The following is a 12,456-nucleotide window of genomic DNA, read 5'->3' as shown; positions in this document are numbered from 1 at the left end:
ATTCAGGCGACGAGGACGACTCGGCCGCGGGCCTTCCCGCGACTGACGAAGTCGATGGCGTCGGCGGTGTCGCGCAGGGCGTAGGCCGCTTCGACGAATGGGCGGACCTGGCCGGAGGCCAGGTAGGAGAGGACCGTGGCGAGGTCGGCGCGCTTCGGGGTCGCGAAGAGGGGTCGGATCCGCTGAGGTCCGAGCGGTGAGAGCAGGGCCGCAGCCGCGAACCGTCGCATCCCGGTGAGCGTCCGCGCGGTGCCGCCACCGACGACGACGTAGCAGCCGTCGCGCGTCGCCATCCGGCGGGCGCGCACCAGGGGCAGCTTCCCGACGAGGTCGACGACCAGGTCGTGGCCGGTGCAGCTGGTGACGTCCTGGGTCACGTAGTCGACGACGTGGTGGGCACCGAAGGACCGGATCAGGGAGACGTTTCGGGTGGAGCAGACGCCGGTCACCTCCGCGCCGTACGCTGCGGCGAGTTGGACCGCGAACGATCCCACGCCCCCGGAGGCGCCGATCACCAGCACCCGCCGAGCCGTCGCGATACCACCGGCGCGCAGCGCTTGGAGCGCGGTCACTGCCGAGGTGGGGGTGGCCGCAGCCTCCTCGAAGGTGACGCCTTCAGGCATGGCCAGCAGTGAGGACGCCGATGCGGTGGTGTACTCGGCGAAGGCGCCCTTCGCCCAGCCGGTCACGGCGTCCCCGGGCCGCCAGCCGGTCACGGCGCGGCCCACGGCCACGACGGTGCCGGCGACGTCGGTGCCGGGAACGGAGCGCTTGGGTCGGGGGAACCCGTAGGAGAGCCGGGCGGCGTAGGGCAGGCCCTCGACGGCCAGCGCGTCGCCACGGTTGATGCCGGCGGCGCGGACGCGGAGGACGACCTGCTCCGCAGGCGGTGTGGGCATCGCGATTCGGCGCTGCGCGAGATGGGCGGGCGGTCCGTAGTGGCTGTGGTGGACGGCTTGAACGGTGTCGGGAAGCTGGGTGGCCATGTCCTCGACGCTAGAAGTCTGCGGCCGGCGGTGGCTTGGCATCGGCGGCCGTCCCGTTGACCGTTGCGGCCACGCGGTCACTAGGCTGCTCTGGTGTGAGCAGCGTGCGGAGCTCGGTGGTCCGGGTGGTCGCGCGCGTGGCCAGCGCCCCGGTCAGTCCTGCGGAATTGCTGGCGAGCATCGGGCTGACGCCGGAGGTCGACCCTCAGCGGGCGTCGGCAGAGAAGGTTGCCGCCGAGGACTACTACGACTTCCTCGAGCGTGCCACGGTGCCCGGCGACCACGGCCTGCCCTACCGGTACGCCGCTGAGCTCAAGCCTGACGACTTCAGCGCCATGGGGCTCGGCCTGAAGACGGCGCAAACGCTGCGCGACTCCTTGCAACGCCTGGTCCGATACATCGTGCTGCTGAGCGACACTCTGGAGTACGAGCTGCTCGACGAACCTGAGCGGGTGACGACGCTGATCCTCACCCGACCGTCGCCTCGACGCGGCGCCAGGCTGGCCAACGAGTGCGCCCTGGCGGCGGTGGTCGGGGTGATGACCGAGGCCGCAGGCCGCCGGGTGGTGCCGCGCGCGGTGACCTTCACCCACCCCCGCCCGGCGTCCATCGTCGAGGCCCACTCCTACTTCGGCTGCCCTGTGACCTACGACTCCCGCCGCAACTCCCTCGAGTTCGATGCAGCCACCCTCGCCGTCCGCGGCCGTCTGGCGGACCAGGGTCTGTCATCGTTCCTGCTGGCCCACCTCGAGCAGCTCCGGTCCGAACAGGAAGAGCGCTCCCTGGTCGACTCGGTGCACGCCACCATCACCGACCTGCTCCCGGACGGGTTGCCCAAGAAGTCGGTGATCGCCCGCCGCCTCGGGATGAGCGAACGCACTCTGCACCGACGCCTGGCCGAGGAGGGGGAAACCTTCCAGGGGCTCACGACCAGAGCTCGCCGTGAGGCATCCGAGGCACTCCTCGCCGACAACCGTCACTCCCTCGCCGAGGTGGCGTTCCTGGTCGGCTTCTCCGACCAGAGCTCGTTCCAGCGGGCCTTCAAGGGCTGGACGAACCAGACGCCCTTGTCCTTCCGCGGTAGCGCGTCCGCGTCGCCGTGATCCAGCGTCGTAGACCCCGGCGGGGGGGGGCAGGCGAGCCCCCGGCGCCACAGGGATCGCGAGCACACGAGCATCTATTCGCAGGCCTGATCCCGCGCCGACGTGTCAAAGCACTCGGAGTGAACCCTCGCCTTGGAGTCCAGCATGTCGGCCGTTCAGCCCCCAACCAGTGTGACCCCGCGCGAGTGTCCCGCTGGCCGTTGGATGGACATTGGGAGTCCGACAACAGCTGTGCGGTGCGGGCATCGCCAGACGCGACCGGTCGTGTGCCTCACGACGCGCTATGGGGCGTTCTCAGGCACACGACCCATGCCCGAAACGCAGAAGCCCCCCGCGACCATGGGGGACGCGGGGGGCCTAGGCGCAGCTGGGGGGAGTGCCGCGCATCGCTCGTGGCCGTCGGGGGGGGTGACGCCTCGAGTTCTGTTGTGTTCCGCCGGCTGGCTGATGGGGGGTTGCCAACCTTTGTTGCCTGAACTTTACAGTTCCCTATCGCGCCCGTCTGCTTTTTGCGAAGATTCGTGGTGAGGACAACATCTCGGGGCTGTCCTCACCCCCACCCGAAGAGCACGACTCACTCCCCAGGAGAACACCATGCGCAGCATCGCCACCAAGTTCGTCGCCGCCGCCGCCGTCGCCGTCATCGCCTCGCTCGGCGTGGCCGCCCCCGCTGAGGCCGGCGGCAAGCAGGAGTCCCGCACGATCTGGTGCTGCTGATCGCTCAGCGCCACACCAGCTGCATCCCTCAACTCAGGTATCGCCCAACACTCGTTCCCAGGAGAGAATCATGCGCAGTATCACCACGAAGTTCATCGCCGCCGCCGCCGTTGCCGTCATCGCCTCGCTCGGCGTGGCCGCCCCCGCCGAGGCCGGCGGCAAGCAGGAGTCCCGCACCATCTGGTGCTGCTGAACGCCCGATCCGGCACCTGCTGATCTAGACCAGTAGTCAGGCTGGGTGCGATCCTCCGGGGACGCGAACCAGCCGCAGTTCCCACTCCACGTATCGCTCGAACTCATTCTCAGGAGAGAAATCATGCGCAGTATCACCACGAAGTTCATCGCCGCCGCCGCCGTTGCCGTCATCGCCTCGCTCGGCGTGGCCGCCCCCGCCGAGGCCGGCGGCAAGCAGGAGTCCCGCACCATCTGGTGCTGCTGACCCCTGTGCGAGTCTCTTCTGGTTCTCGGGATCAGACCAGCGTGCGGGACGGCGTACTCGTCCTCGCACGCAGACCGGCCGAAGCCGCCGCACGACGGTAGGCATCACGGGCTTCCTCGGCGAGACCGTACTCGTCGAGGAGCCCGGCCAGGTCGAACCACAGCTGAGCAGCCCCGCGGTCCGCGCCGACCCCCGTGAGCACCCGGGTCGCCTGCAGGAAGGCCGCAGTCGCACCGGCGGTGTCACCGGCGCAGGCGCAGAGCTGCCCCTCCAGGGCCTTGGCGTCAGCTGCCAGGAGCGGCGCGTCGCCGGCCACCGCCGCCTGGACCTGCATGAGCAGGTCCCGCGAGGCCCGGAGGTCGCCGGCGAGGTAGTGCGCCCTGGCCAGCTCCAGCTCGATCGAGGCGAACTCGGCCGGGCTGGCACTCGACCAGGCGAGGTCCTGCGTGGCCTGCTCGAGGTTGCCGCGCGCGTGCTCGAGCTCCGGCGGGTCGAGGGCGAGCTGCATCCGGCCCAGCTGCGCCCGGAGGCGGGAGAGGTTGCGGGCGTCGCGACCCTCGCTGAGCAGGTTCAGCGCCATCTCGGCGAGCGGCACTGCGGCGCGGACGTCGCCACGCTCGGCCTGCATGGCGCTGGCGTTCCAGTAGGCGGAGGCGCGGGCCGTTGCCGACCCCAGCGCCTCCGCCTTGGCGATGGCCGTGCGGCAGATCCGGACGGCGTGGCCCGAGTCCCCCCGTTCGAAGTGGGCCGAGGCCACGGACACCGCCAGCTGGACGGACTCGTCCGAGCTGTCCAGACCTGTGTCGGCGAGATTCGCAAGGATCTTCTCGCCGTTGTCGATCGCCCGGGTGAGGTCACCGGACTCGCGGTAGGTGCGGCTGAGCCCGATCCCGGCCTTGAGGTGGACCAGACCAGTGGCGCCGCCGTTGACCAGTGCCTCGTAGGCGAGGATCGCGTCGTCGGTGAGGCCCTGAGCCTCGAAGCAGCGGGCCAGCAGGAAGCGGCCCCGCTCCGCCAGGTCCTCGAGGGAGCCGGGCTGGATGCGCTCCAGGGCGTCGCGGACCTTGGCCTCGGCCTCGACCGGCTCGCCGGACTCCAGCGACAGCTCGGCGTAGTCGAGCGTCAGCCGGATCTCGTCGACCTCGCGCGGCGCGACGCCGCCGAGGAACTGCTCCAGGGGCGCGCCCAGTCGGCCGGCGAGCTCGGTGAGCACCTTCGCGGTGGGGCGACGCTGCCCGGACTCCATCCGCGAGACGTAGCCGACGGACATGCCCGGGCCGGACAGATCCGCCTGGGTCAGACCTTGGGCGATGCGGGCAGCGCGCAGTCGGCGGCCGAGCTCCGCGGGGTCGATGGCGCTGAGCAACTCAGCCTGACGCGTGTCCATCTGGCCATTGTGACTTAGTGAGCCGCGAAGGTGGCGATTTTTGTCAAGTTTTCTTCAAGCGAGTGCTGATATCCGTCGGTCAACTCGCGCCGGACCGACCATCTCAGCCGGGTTGGGCGCTCTGCCACAGCCCCATGAGGTTGCCCTCTGAGTCGTGGAAGTACGCCGCCCAGCCCATGTCGGCGACCTGGCTGGTCTCGCCGACCTGCTTGCCGCCGGCGGCGCTCAACCGGTCTAGAGCAGCGGACATGTCGTCGACGTTGATGGTGATCACCGGCCGGTCGATGTCGCTCGACCGCTCGAACATCCCGCCGCCGATGTAGCCCGCCGACGTGGGCATGCCCTGCTCGTCGGTCGCGCCGGTCTGCACGATCGTGTAGTCGATGTCTGGCATCGGCGTGATCTCCCAGCCGAAGACGTCGCGGTAGAACCCCCGGGCTCGGTCCGCGTCGTCGTAGGGCACCTCGAAGTGGACGACCGAGTCGCTCATGATGGCCTCGTTCCTTATCGGCCACGCCGGCCGTGGCCTGCTCCTGCGAGGCTAGTCCCGGCCGACGCCGCCCGCCATCTCCCCGACACCTAGCCCGCACATCCCGGGGCAGACCCCCGGTATCTCCTAGGGTCGGGGCGTGCTGAGCGTTCTCGGACTGACCCGCGACTACGACGGAACCACCGTGCTCGACGACGTCTCGTTCGACGTCCGTCCGGGCCGCATGACCGGCTTCGTCGGCGCGAACGGGGCCGGCAAGACGACCACCATGCGGATCATCGTGGGGGTGCTCGCCGCGACCCGTGGCAGCGTCACCTGGGGCGGTGAGCCGATCAGCGTGGAGCAGCGGCGCCGGATCGGCTACCTGCCGGAGGAGCGCGGGCTCTACCCCAAGATGAAGGTGCACGAGCAGCTGGTCTACTTCGCCCGGCTGCACGGCCGGGCGACCGCGGAGGCCGCGGCCCGGGCCCACGAGCTGCTCGATCGCCTCGGCCTGGCGGAGCGGGCCGGCGACCTGCTCGAGACGCTTTCGCTCGGCAACCAGCAGCGGGTCCAGGTCGCCGCGGCGCTCATGCACGAGCCCGAGGCGCTGGTGATGGACGAGCCGTTCAGCGGTCTCGACCCGATCGCGGTCGACGCCATGGTCTCGCTGCTGCGCGACGAGGTGACGCCGCACATGCCGGTGCTCTTCTCCAGTCACCAGCTCGAGCTCGTCGAGGGCCTGTGCGACGACCTCGTGATCCTCTCCCACGGCCGGCTCGTGGCCGCCGGCTCGGTGGCCGACCTGCGCGGACGCGAGGCCGACCGGTTCCGCGTCGTACTCGCCGGAGACGCCGACGCGAGCACCCTGCGCGACGTACCGGAGGTCGTCCTCCTCGATGCCCGCGGCCCCGAGGCGACCGTCGAGCTGCGGGACGGGCCGCCGGAGGAGGTGCTCCGGGCGCTCCAGTCGGTGGCGCCGGTCGCGGAGTTCGCCCGGGTCGTCCGGCCGCTCGCCCAGATCTACCGGGAGGCCGTCCAGTGAGCACGCCGGTCTGGCGGATCGTCGCCGAGCGCGAGGTCAGCACGCGACTGCGGGACAAGACGTTCGTGGGCGCGACGATCTTCACGATGCTGTTCCTGGTGGGCTTCTTCGTCGTGATCTCGGTCGTCGACGGCGGCGCGGAGGAGTACGACGTCGCCATCACCCAGCCCGCGGACACCCGGATCCTCGACGTCGCCCAGGCGTCGTTGCGAAGCACCGGCTCGGAGGATGCCGAGATCACCGCCGCCGACGCCGTCGACGCCGACGCGGCCGAGGCACTGGTGCGCGACGGCGACGTGGACGCCGCGCTGCTCCCGACCGGCGGCGGCTACGAGATCGTCGGCGACGAGGGGATCGGTGCGTCGCTGCGCGCGGCGCTCGCCTCGGCGGTGGCGTCGCAGGCGCTGACCGCGAACGCCGCCGAGCAGGACGTCGACCTCGACGCCCTCAACGCCGACACCCAGGTGGGGCAGCGTCTCCTCGACCCGAACGCCGAGGAGAGCTCCGCCCGCTCGGGGGTGGCCTTCGCCTTCGCCCTGGTCTTCTTCATCACCGCACTGGGGTTCGGGATGACGATCGCGCAGAGCGTCGCCCGGGAGAAGGAGTCCCGGGTCGTGGAGATCCTGGCCGCCGCGGTCCCGATCCGGGCGCTGCTGTGGGGCAAGATCATCGGCAACACGGCCCTCGCGCTGGGGCAGGTGCTGCTGTTCGTGACGATCGGGCTCGTGGGGCTGGCCGTGACCGGGCGGGGCGAGCTGCTCGCCGGGATCAGCTGGGCGGTCGCGTGGTACGTCGCCTTCTTCGTGCTCGGCTTCGTCGCCCTCGCCGCGCTGTGGTCGGTGGCCGGCGCGCTGGCCAGCCGTCAGGAGGACCTCCAGTCCACGACCCTCCCCGGTCAGCTGATCCTGATCGTGCCCTACTTCGTCTCCACCCTCGCCAGCGACAAGGTCCAGGCCGTGGTCTCCGTGCTGCCGATCGTCTCGACGATGGTGATGCCCGGCCGGATGGCCCAGGGCGAGGTGCCGTGGTGGCAGGTGGCGATCGCGGTGCTGGTCACCGTGGCCGCGGCGGTGGCGTTCGTCCGGGTCGGGAGCCGGCTCTACGAGCGGACGCTGCTGCGGACCGGTGGCCGGATCAAGTACGGCGAGGCGTTCCGGCTGAGCGACTGACGCGGACCGGGCTGATGGAGACTGGGCTTCATGGAGACTGGGCCGATGCAGGATTCCCGCCCCGAGCACCTCCACCGGGTCACGACACGGCTGGCCGAGGAACGCGCCGCCATCGAGGGTCGGCTCGCGGCCCTGAGGGCCGAGCACGCCGAGCTGGTCGCGGCCGCTCGGGACAGCAACGCCGACGACGAGCACGACCCGGAGGGCACGACGCTGGCCTTCGAGCGCTCCCAGCTGCGCACCGTGCTGCGGCAGACCGAGCGGCATCTGGCAGAGGTGGATGCCGCGGCGGCCCGGGTCGCGGACGGCAGCTGGGGGGTCTGTCAGGGGTGCGGTCGGCCCATCGCGGCCGAGCGGCTGGAGGCCAGACCGACCGCCACCCGCTGCGTCACCTGCGCCTGAGACGCGACCGGGCCTTGCCGCCGCCCCGAGAGCGGAGCATCGTGGGAGGTGGATGCGAGGAGGTGCGGTGACGTGCAAGCCAAGGTGGGTGACCGGCTGGTCACGGAGAGCAACAAGGTCGACAGCCCTCGCCGGGAGGGCGAGATCGTCGAGGTGCGCGGGGGCGACGGTGGCCCGCCGTTCCTCGTGCGGTGGGACGACGGGCACGAGGGGCTGACCTTCCCGGGGCCGGACGCCCACGTCGTGCCCGGCTGAGGGGAGCCGTTGTCGGTGGTCGCTCCTAGCGTGGAGGGACCCTGACGAGGACCTTGACGAGGAGGTGGGCATGGACGGCATCGCCGACGAGGCCGAGCGGATCGTGCGCGTCAGCGAGGACGTGTTGACCCGGCCGGCGGACGGTGAGTGTCTGGCCTGCTTCGTGGCGCGGATGCTGGAGGAGTTCGGGTGCGACACCACGCTGCGGTTCGCCCGCCGCTACCGGGACGTGATGGTGCCGCGGGCCACCGCGCTCGAGCGCCGGCTCGGGCGGATGGGTGGCTTCTGCGACTGCGAGATCTTCCTCAACGGGTTGGTGCGGGTCCGCCCGTCCGGCGACCCCTCCGACCTCCCGGGTCTCGACCCCTCGCCGGTGTCGGCGGAGTCCGGGCGTCCGGGCTGCGCCGGTGTGCGCCGCGGCTCGGCCCGGGCCTGCGCCCGCTGGGCCCGACGCGACCAGCCGATCTACTGACGGATCGGGCGGCACGGTCGGTTGCCGGTCGGTGACGTGGAACCATGCTGGCCATGGCCGTCCAGCGCTACACCGAAGCCGAGCTGCTCGCCGGCGTCCGTGCCGCCGCGGCGGAATTGGGCGAGCCGCTGACCGTGCTCGGCTATGACCGGCACCGCACGGAGCACGGCGGCGCATCCGGCCAGCTCGTCGTCCGCCGGTTCGGCAGCTGGTCGGCGGCCTGCGAGGCCGCCGGGGTCAAGGCGAACGCCAGCCGCTCCTGGTCCCGCCGCTGGAGCGAGGCGGAGCTGGTCGCCCATGTCGCGACCTACCTGGCCTCGCCGGGCGCTCGCGGCACCTACAACGACTACGCGGCGTGGGCGCGGGAGACCGAGGGCGTGCCCAGCGGACCGACGATCCGCAACTCCTTCCCGCGGTGGGCCGAGCTCAAGGAGCTCGCCGAGAGGCAGGGCCGGTCGTAGGCGGAGGTGTGGCCGCCGCTGCGTCCCGCCTACTCCCGCGTGGGTCGGCAACTCCAATGTCGCCGAATTGCTGCGCGCTCGAGCCGCATGGCTTACACAGGAGGGGTCCCCACTACGCGCCTCTCGGAGTTCCCATGGCAGATTCATCGAACGGACCATCGCTGGAGCAGTACCCCGGCTACTTCCCAGCCGCCAAGCCACCGTTCTGGAGTCGCCTCAAGGTCGGGCTGGCAGCCGGGGTCTTCGGGCTAGTCGTCGGAGCCAGTGGTTCGGGAACAAGCGAGGACGTTCGTCCTGCCGCGGCCTCGACCCCCGACGCCGTGAGCTCGGCGTCGGTCGAGCAAGCAGTCGACGAAGCAACTGAGGAGCTCCAGGACGAGATCCAGGAGCGCGACGACTTGCTGGACAAGCAGGAGCAGGTCGTGGAGCAGAAGACCGACAAGGTCAAGGCGGTGCGACGGACCCTCGTGTCGGCACGCAAGGAGGCCAAGGCGTCGCTGGCCAAGGCGGTCGCCCAGGCGCTCAGCAAGGAGCGGGCTCGTGTTGCTGCACTGGCGCCACCCGCACCCGCACCCACACCTGCACCTGCGCCGAAGGCGCCAGCTCCGGCCGCCAGCACCGGAACGGACCCACGGTTCAGCTACTGCTACGAGGCGAATGACGCGGGCTACGGCGAGTACGTCCGAGGCAAGGACCCCGAGTACGACTGGTACAGAGACAACGACAACGACGGAATCGTCTGCGAGTTCTAGTCGTGGGGCGATTGTTCTCCTCGGTCCGCGTCGCGCCCGGCCTACGCGTATCGACCAGCCTGCGAGGCGTCCGGGCGCACGTCGGGCCACGGGCGCTGCGCATGCACGTCGTCGGCGGCGGGACCGGCGTGTCCACCGGGGCCGGACCAGTGACCGTCTATGAGTCGCTCTCGACCAAGGGTTCGTCGCGCGCCAGCGCTACCACCGACCAACGTGCCGAGCTCCACCGAGAGGCCCAGCGAAGGCTCGAGCAGATCTCGGGGCTGCACCGGGCGGTGTTCCCCACGGTCGAGAGGGGGCGGGCGCCGGTCCCGGAGCTGGCCCCATTCCGCCACCTCCTCGCGGCCGCAGAGAAGCAGGAGTTCAAGCGCGTGAGGTGGTGGGACCGCTCCGGCCGCAAACAGGCGAGGGCGGCGGCCCGCACCCGGGCCGAACGCTGGGCGACTGACCTCCTGACCCTCAGGGAGAAAGAGGGACGAGCGGAGCAGGCTCGGCTGGACGCGCACTGGGCGTCGCTGCGAGACAACGACGTACGAGTTCTGTGCAGCGCCCTCGACATGGCGTTCAGGTCGACCGGCGCCCCCGTCGAGTCGTTCTCCGCTCATGGCGACGAGACCCGACTGATCGTGATCGGCCCTGGCGTGACGGACATGCCCACGCACAAGCCGACGGTGACGGCGGGCGGAGCACTCGGCGCCGCCAGACTGAACAAGACGGAGACCGCGGACATCCATCACGATCTGCTCGCCGCGAGGGTGTTGCTCGTGGCCAAGCAGTCCTTCGCCACCGGGGTCGGGCTGCGCGCGGTGCGGATCGTGGTGCGAGAGCCCGAGACGGGGGAGTTCCTCCTCGGAGTCGGCATTCGTCGGGAGGGGCTCCCTGGCGTGGACTGGAACCGATCGGCCTGGCAGATCCTGAGCACGCTGGACCCGGAGATCGTGGTCAAGGAACGTGGGCGGACCCGGGCGCTCCACGCCGTCGACCTGTCGGCGCACCCGGCCTACTCGGGCTTCGTCCCGACGGACTGAGCCCTACTCCAGCGAGCTGAGGTCCGGCGGGACGTCGACCGAGTTCGCGACCAGCACGTCGAGCGGGATCAGCTCGAGCGCCCGCTCGTGGGTGGCGGCGAGCACGACTGGCGCGGCCACCCCGGCGTCGTACGCCTGGAGCCAACGCATCGCCACCACGCACCAGCGGTCCCCGGGGCGCAGGCCCGGGAAGTGCCACTGCGGTCGCGGGGTGGACAGGTCGTTCCCGACCGACTCCTGGTGCGTCAGGAACTCGGGGGTCATCACGGCGCAGACCGCGTGCACGCCGACGTCCTCGGGGCCCACCGTGCAGTAGCCGTCGCGGTAGAAGCCGGTCAGCGGGTCGGTGCCGCACGACTCGAGCTCCCCGCCGAGGACGTTGTGTTCGGTCACGCCCACCAGCCTGACATGTCGCCGGGTCCGTGCGCCTGGGGGCGGGTCGTCCGGGCGCTCCTCCACAGGGGCGGCCGACGGCGCTGGCGGTCGGAGGGGAGCCGCTGTCTCGTGGGGTGCATGCCGAAGTCACGCAACCGCGAGAAGCGCAACCGCTCGCACGCCGAGCGGCGGCGGGCCAGGGAGCGGCGGGACCGGGCCGGTCGCCGGCTGGCGGCGGAGACCGCGGAGGAGTTCCGGGCCGCGCATCCGTTGACCGCCGAGGAGCACCGGCACTTCGTGCTCACCGCCGCGGCGGAGGCCGCCGGTGACGCCGAGCGCGCCTGGCTGCACTGCTCGCTGGTGGGCCGCTTCGCCGGCACCGAGCGCGAGCGGCGTCTGCGCCAGCTCGCCGACCTGACGCCGACGGCGCCGGGGTGGGTGTGGTCGCGGTGGGTGCTCGAGCAGGCCTGCCGGGATGTCTCAGACGCCGCTCACGAGCGTCAGGCGTGGGCCGTCGACGGCACCGTGCGCGCGGCGTACGGCGAGTGGCTCCGGCCCGGCGACGGCGGCATCGACCCGCTGGCCCTTCTGCTGGAGATCCTGGCCCGGGACTGGGTCTACCGGCAGCTGTTCCTCTACGACGGAGGCGGCCTCCGGCACTTCCTGGACACGGGCGCCCGCGCCCCACTGCTGGCGAGGTCGGACCGGATCGACGGGTGGAGCGGGGCGCCGATGGGGGGATACAGGCTGCTCGGCGAGTCGGCGACCCGGGTCGTCTTCCGCGACCTCGAGACCCGCGAGGACGTGGAGGTGCCCAACATCGGCACGGCCTCCGAGCTCTGCCCCGGCGAGCACTCCATCGGCAGGCTGGTGCCGATCTCCACCGAGTCGGGACTGATGTTCGAGTCCGCACCGATGCCGGTGCCCGGGTCGGTGGCCCGGGCGGTGGCCGCCGCACCGGATCACTGGCTGGACTCGATCGGCGTCGCCTGTCGGGCCGACCAGCTGCCGTCCGGGTTCAGCCGCCGGCTGCACCACCCGCTGGTCACCGACGTCCCGATGCTCGCGTGGCGGTTCGCCGCCTACCCCAGCACCGAGGAGGCGGTGGCCGCGATCGCCGGCACCGGGGCCCAGCGGATCGTGGACGACGCGGTGCGGCTGTGCCGGCTCGCCCTCCTCAGGCTCGAGGAGCTGCACCGCGGCGGAGACGCCGCCTGGCCGCTGCTCGGCGCCGCCCTGCTCGAGCCCGGCGTGGTCCGGGCGGTGCGCGGCGAGCTGGTGGCACCGGAGTACGCCGCCGCCTGGGCACGACTCGCCGACCTGCTCGTCGAGCCGGCCCGCGGCACCTGCCTGCGACTGGCCGAGGAGTGCCGGCCCTGGGGCGATGCCGCGTGAG

General features: G+C 71.5%; 17 protein-coding genes. 13 read left to right on the top strand and 4 right to left on the bottom strand.

Annotated features, from left to right (window positions below; all coding sequences use genetic code 11):
• Positions 1-2: 2 nt before the first annotated feature.
• Complete coding sequence (locus IE331_RS13260) at positions 3-986, bottom strand: NAD(P)-dependent alcohol dehydrogenase (RefSeq protein ID WP_192143881.1); 984 nt, start codon at positions 984-986, stop codon at positions 3-5.
• A 95-nt stretch (positions 987-1,081) separates the two neighbouring features.
• Between IE331_RS13260 and IE331_RS13255 the strand changes: the two genes are divergently transcribed.
• The 4 genes from IE331_RS13255 to IE331_RS16785 all read left to right on the top strand — a co-directional run bounded on the left by IE331_RS13255 (position 1,082) and on the right by IE331_RS16785 (position 3,245).
• A complete protein-coding gene (locus tag IE331_RS13255; protein WP_192143880.1) occupies positions 1,082-2,089 on the top strand; it encodes an AraC family transcriptional regulator in 1,008 nt (335 codons plus the stop codon).
• Between the two features lie 594 nt (positions 2,090-2,683).
• Positions 2,684-2,806, top strand: a complete 123-nt coding sequence (locus tag IE331_RS16795; protein ID WP_263863364.1) for a hypothetical protein — start codon at positions 2,684-2,686, stop codon at positions 2,804-2,806.
• A gap of 70 nt (positions 2,807-2,876) precedes the next feature.
• The gene (locus tag IE331_RS16790; protein ID WP_263863363.1) at positions 2,877-2,999 is read left to right on the top strand and encodes a hypothetical protein; all 123 of its coding nucleotides are present in this window, start codon (positions 2,877-2,879) and stop codon (positions 2,997-2,999) included.
• A 123-nt stretch (positions 3,000-3,122) separates the two neighbouring features.
• Positions 3,123-3,245, top strand: a complete 123-nt coding sequence (locus tag IE331_RS16785) for a hypothetical protein (RefSeq protein WP_263863363.1) — start codon at positions 3,123-3,125, stop codon at positions 3,243-3,245.
• Between the two features lie 31 nt (positions 3,246-3,276).
• Here the strand turns inward: IE331_RS16785 and IE331_RS13250 are convergent, their stop codons facing one another.
• Positions 3,277-4,632, bottom strand: coding sequence for a helix-turn-helix domain-containing protein (locus IE331_RS13250; RefSeq protein ID WP_192143879.1), 1,356 nt, complete (start codon positions 4,630-4,632; stop codon positions 3,277-3,279).
• A 103-nt stretch (positions 4,633-4,735) separates the two neighbouring features.
• Entirely contained in the window at positions 4,736-5,122 is a 387-nt protein-coding gene (locus IE331_RS13245) for a VOC family protein (RefSeq protein WP_192143878.1), read from the bottom strand.
• A gap of 139 nt (positions 5,123-5,261) precedes the next feature.
• Here IE331_RS13245 and IE331_RS13240 point away from each other — a divergent pair, with 139 nt between their 5' ends.
• The 8 genes from IE331_RS13240 (at position 5,262) to IE331_RS13205 (ending at position 10,685) form a co-directional block, all read left to right on the top strand.
• The gene (locus tag IE331_RS13240) at positions 5,262-6,146 is read left to right on the top strand and encodes an ABC transporter ATP-binding protein (protein WP_192143877.1); all 885 of its coding nucleotides are present in this window, start codon (positions 5,262-5,264) and stop codon (positions 6,144-6,146) included.
• A complete protein-coding gene (locus IE331_RS13235) occupies positions 6,143-7,315 on the top strand; it encodes an ABC transporter permease (RefSeq protein WP_192143876.1) in 1,173 nt (390 codons plus the stop codon). The genes IE331_RS13240 and IE331_RS13235 overlap by 4 nt, the downstream gene beginning before the upstream one ends.
• Positions 7,316-7,360: 45 nt before the next feature.
• The gene (locus tag IE331_RS13230) at positions 7,361-7,717 is read left to right on the top strand and encodes a TraR/DksA family transcriptional regulator (RefSeq protein ID WP_192143875.1); all 357 of its coding nucleotides are present in this window, start codon (positions 7,361-7,363) and stop codon (positions 7,715-7,717) included.
• 72 nt (positions 7,718-7,789) lie between these two features.
• Positions 7,790-7,972 carry a DUF1918 domain-containing protein gene (locus IE331_RS13225; protein WP_192143874.1) on the top strand — a complete coding sequence of 61 codons (183 nt, stop codon included), beginning with the start codon at positions 7,790-7,792 and terminating at the stop codon, positions 7,970-7,972.
• Between the two features lie 70 nt (positions 7,973-8,042).
• Positions 8,043-8,444: a DUF2695 domain-containing protein gene (locus tag IE331_RS13220; protein WP_192143873.1), complete on the top strand. Its 402-nt coding sequence runs from the start codon at positions 8,043-8,045 to the stop codon at positions 8,442-8,444.
• Positions 8,445-8,497: 53 nt separating this feature from the next.
• Entirely contained in the window at positions 8,498-8,905 is a 408-nt protein-coding gene (locus tag IE331_RS13215) for a homing endonuclease associated repeat-containing protein (RefSeq protein ID WP_192143872.1), read from the top strand.
• Positions 8,906-9,039: 134 nt separating this feature from the next.
• The gene (locus IE331_RS13210) at positions 9,040-9,657 is read left to right on the top strand and encodes an excalibur calcium-binding domain-containing protein (RefSeq protein ID WP_201931768.1); all 618 of its coding nucleotides are present in this window, start codon (positions 9,040-9,042) and stop codon (positions 9,655-9,657) included.
• Between the two features lie 101 nt (positions 9,658-9,758).
• Positions 9,759-10,685, top strand: coding sequence for a hypothetical protein (locus IE331_RS13205; RefSeq protein WP_192143870.1), 927 nt, complete (start codon positions 9,759-9,761; stop codon positions 10,683-10,685).
• Between the two features lie 3 nt (positions 10,686-10,688).
• Here IE331_RS13205 and IE331_RS13200 read toward each other — a convergent pair whose 3' ends face one another.
• Entirely contained in the window at positions 10,689-11,078 is a 390-nt protein-coding gene (locus tag IE331_RS13200) for a DUF2237 family protein (protein WP_192143869.1), read from the bottom strand.
• Positions 11,079-11,198: 120 nt separating this feature from the next.
• Between IE331_RS13200 and IE331_RS13195 the strand changes: the two genes are divergently transcribed.
• A complete protein-coding gene (locus IE331_RS13195; protein ID WP_192143868.1) occupies positions 11,199-12,455 on the top strand; it encodes a hypothetical protein in 1,257 nt (418 codons plus the stop codon).
• The last annotated feature ends 1 nt before the right edge of the window (position 12,456 follow it).

The sequence above is a fragment of the Nocardioides donggukensis genome (assembly GCF_014842875.1).
In the GTDB taxonomy this organism is placed as follows: Bacteria; Actinomycetota; Actinomycetes; order Propionibacteriales; family Nocardioidaceae; genus Nocardioides; species Nocardioides donggukensis.
This window is presented reverse-complemented; position numbering and strand designations above follow the sequence as displayed.

Excerpts from the sequence above, each read along its gene's own strand:
- IE331_RS13260 (WP_192143881.1), bottom strand. The coding sequence starts at position 986 with ATGGCCACCCAGCTTCCCGACACCGTTCAAGCCGTCCACCACAGCCAC.
- IE331_RS16795 (WP_263863364.1), top strand. The coding sequence starts at position 2,684 with ATGCGCAGCATCGCCACCAAGTTCGTCGCCGCCGCCGCCGTCGCCGTC.
- IE331_RS16790 (WP_263863363.1), top strand. The coding sequence starts at position 2,877 with ATGCGCAGTATCACCACGAAGTTCATCGCCGCCGCCGCCGTTGCCGTC.
- IE331_RS16785 (WP_263863363.1), top strand. The coding sequence starts at position 3,123 with ATGCGCAGTATCACCACGAAGTTCATCGCCGCCGCCGCCGTTGCCGTC.
- IE331_RS13250 (WP_192143879.1), bottom strand. The coding sequence starts at position 4,632 with ATGGACACGCGTCAGGCTGAGTTGCTCAGCGCCATCGACCCCGCGGAG.
- IE331_RS13245 (WP_192143878.1), bottom strand. The coding sequence starts at position 5,122 with ATGAGCGACTCGGTCGTCCACTTCGAGGTGCCCTACGACGACGCGGAC.
- IE331_RS13230 (WP_192143875.1), top strand. The coding sequence starts at position 7,361 with ATGCAGGATTCCCGCCCCGAGCACCTCCACCGGGTCACGACACGGCTG.
- IE331_RS13220 (WP_192143873.1), top strand. The coding sequence starts at position 8,043 with ATGGACGGCATCGCCGACGAGGCCGAGCGGATCGTGCGCGTCAGCGAG.
- IE331_RS13215 (WP_192143872.1), top strand. The coding sequence starts at position 8,498 with ATGGCCGTCCAGCGCTACACCGAAGCCGAGCTGCTCGCCGGCGTCCGT.
- IE331_RS13210 (WP_201931768.1), top strand. The coding sequence starts at position 9,040 with ATGGCAGATTCATCGAACGGACCATCGCTGGAGCAGTACCCCGGCTAC.
- IE331_RS13205 (WP_192143870.1), top strand. The coding sequence starts at position 9,759 with ATGCACGTCGTCGGCGGCGGGACCGGCGTGTCCACCGGGGCCGGACCA.
- IE331_RS13195 (WP_192143868.1), top strand. The coding sequence starts at position 11,199 with ATGCCGAAGTCACGCAACCGCGAGAAGCGCAACCGCTCGCACGCCGAG.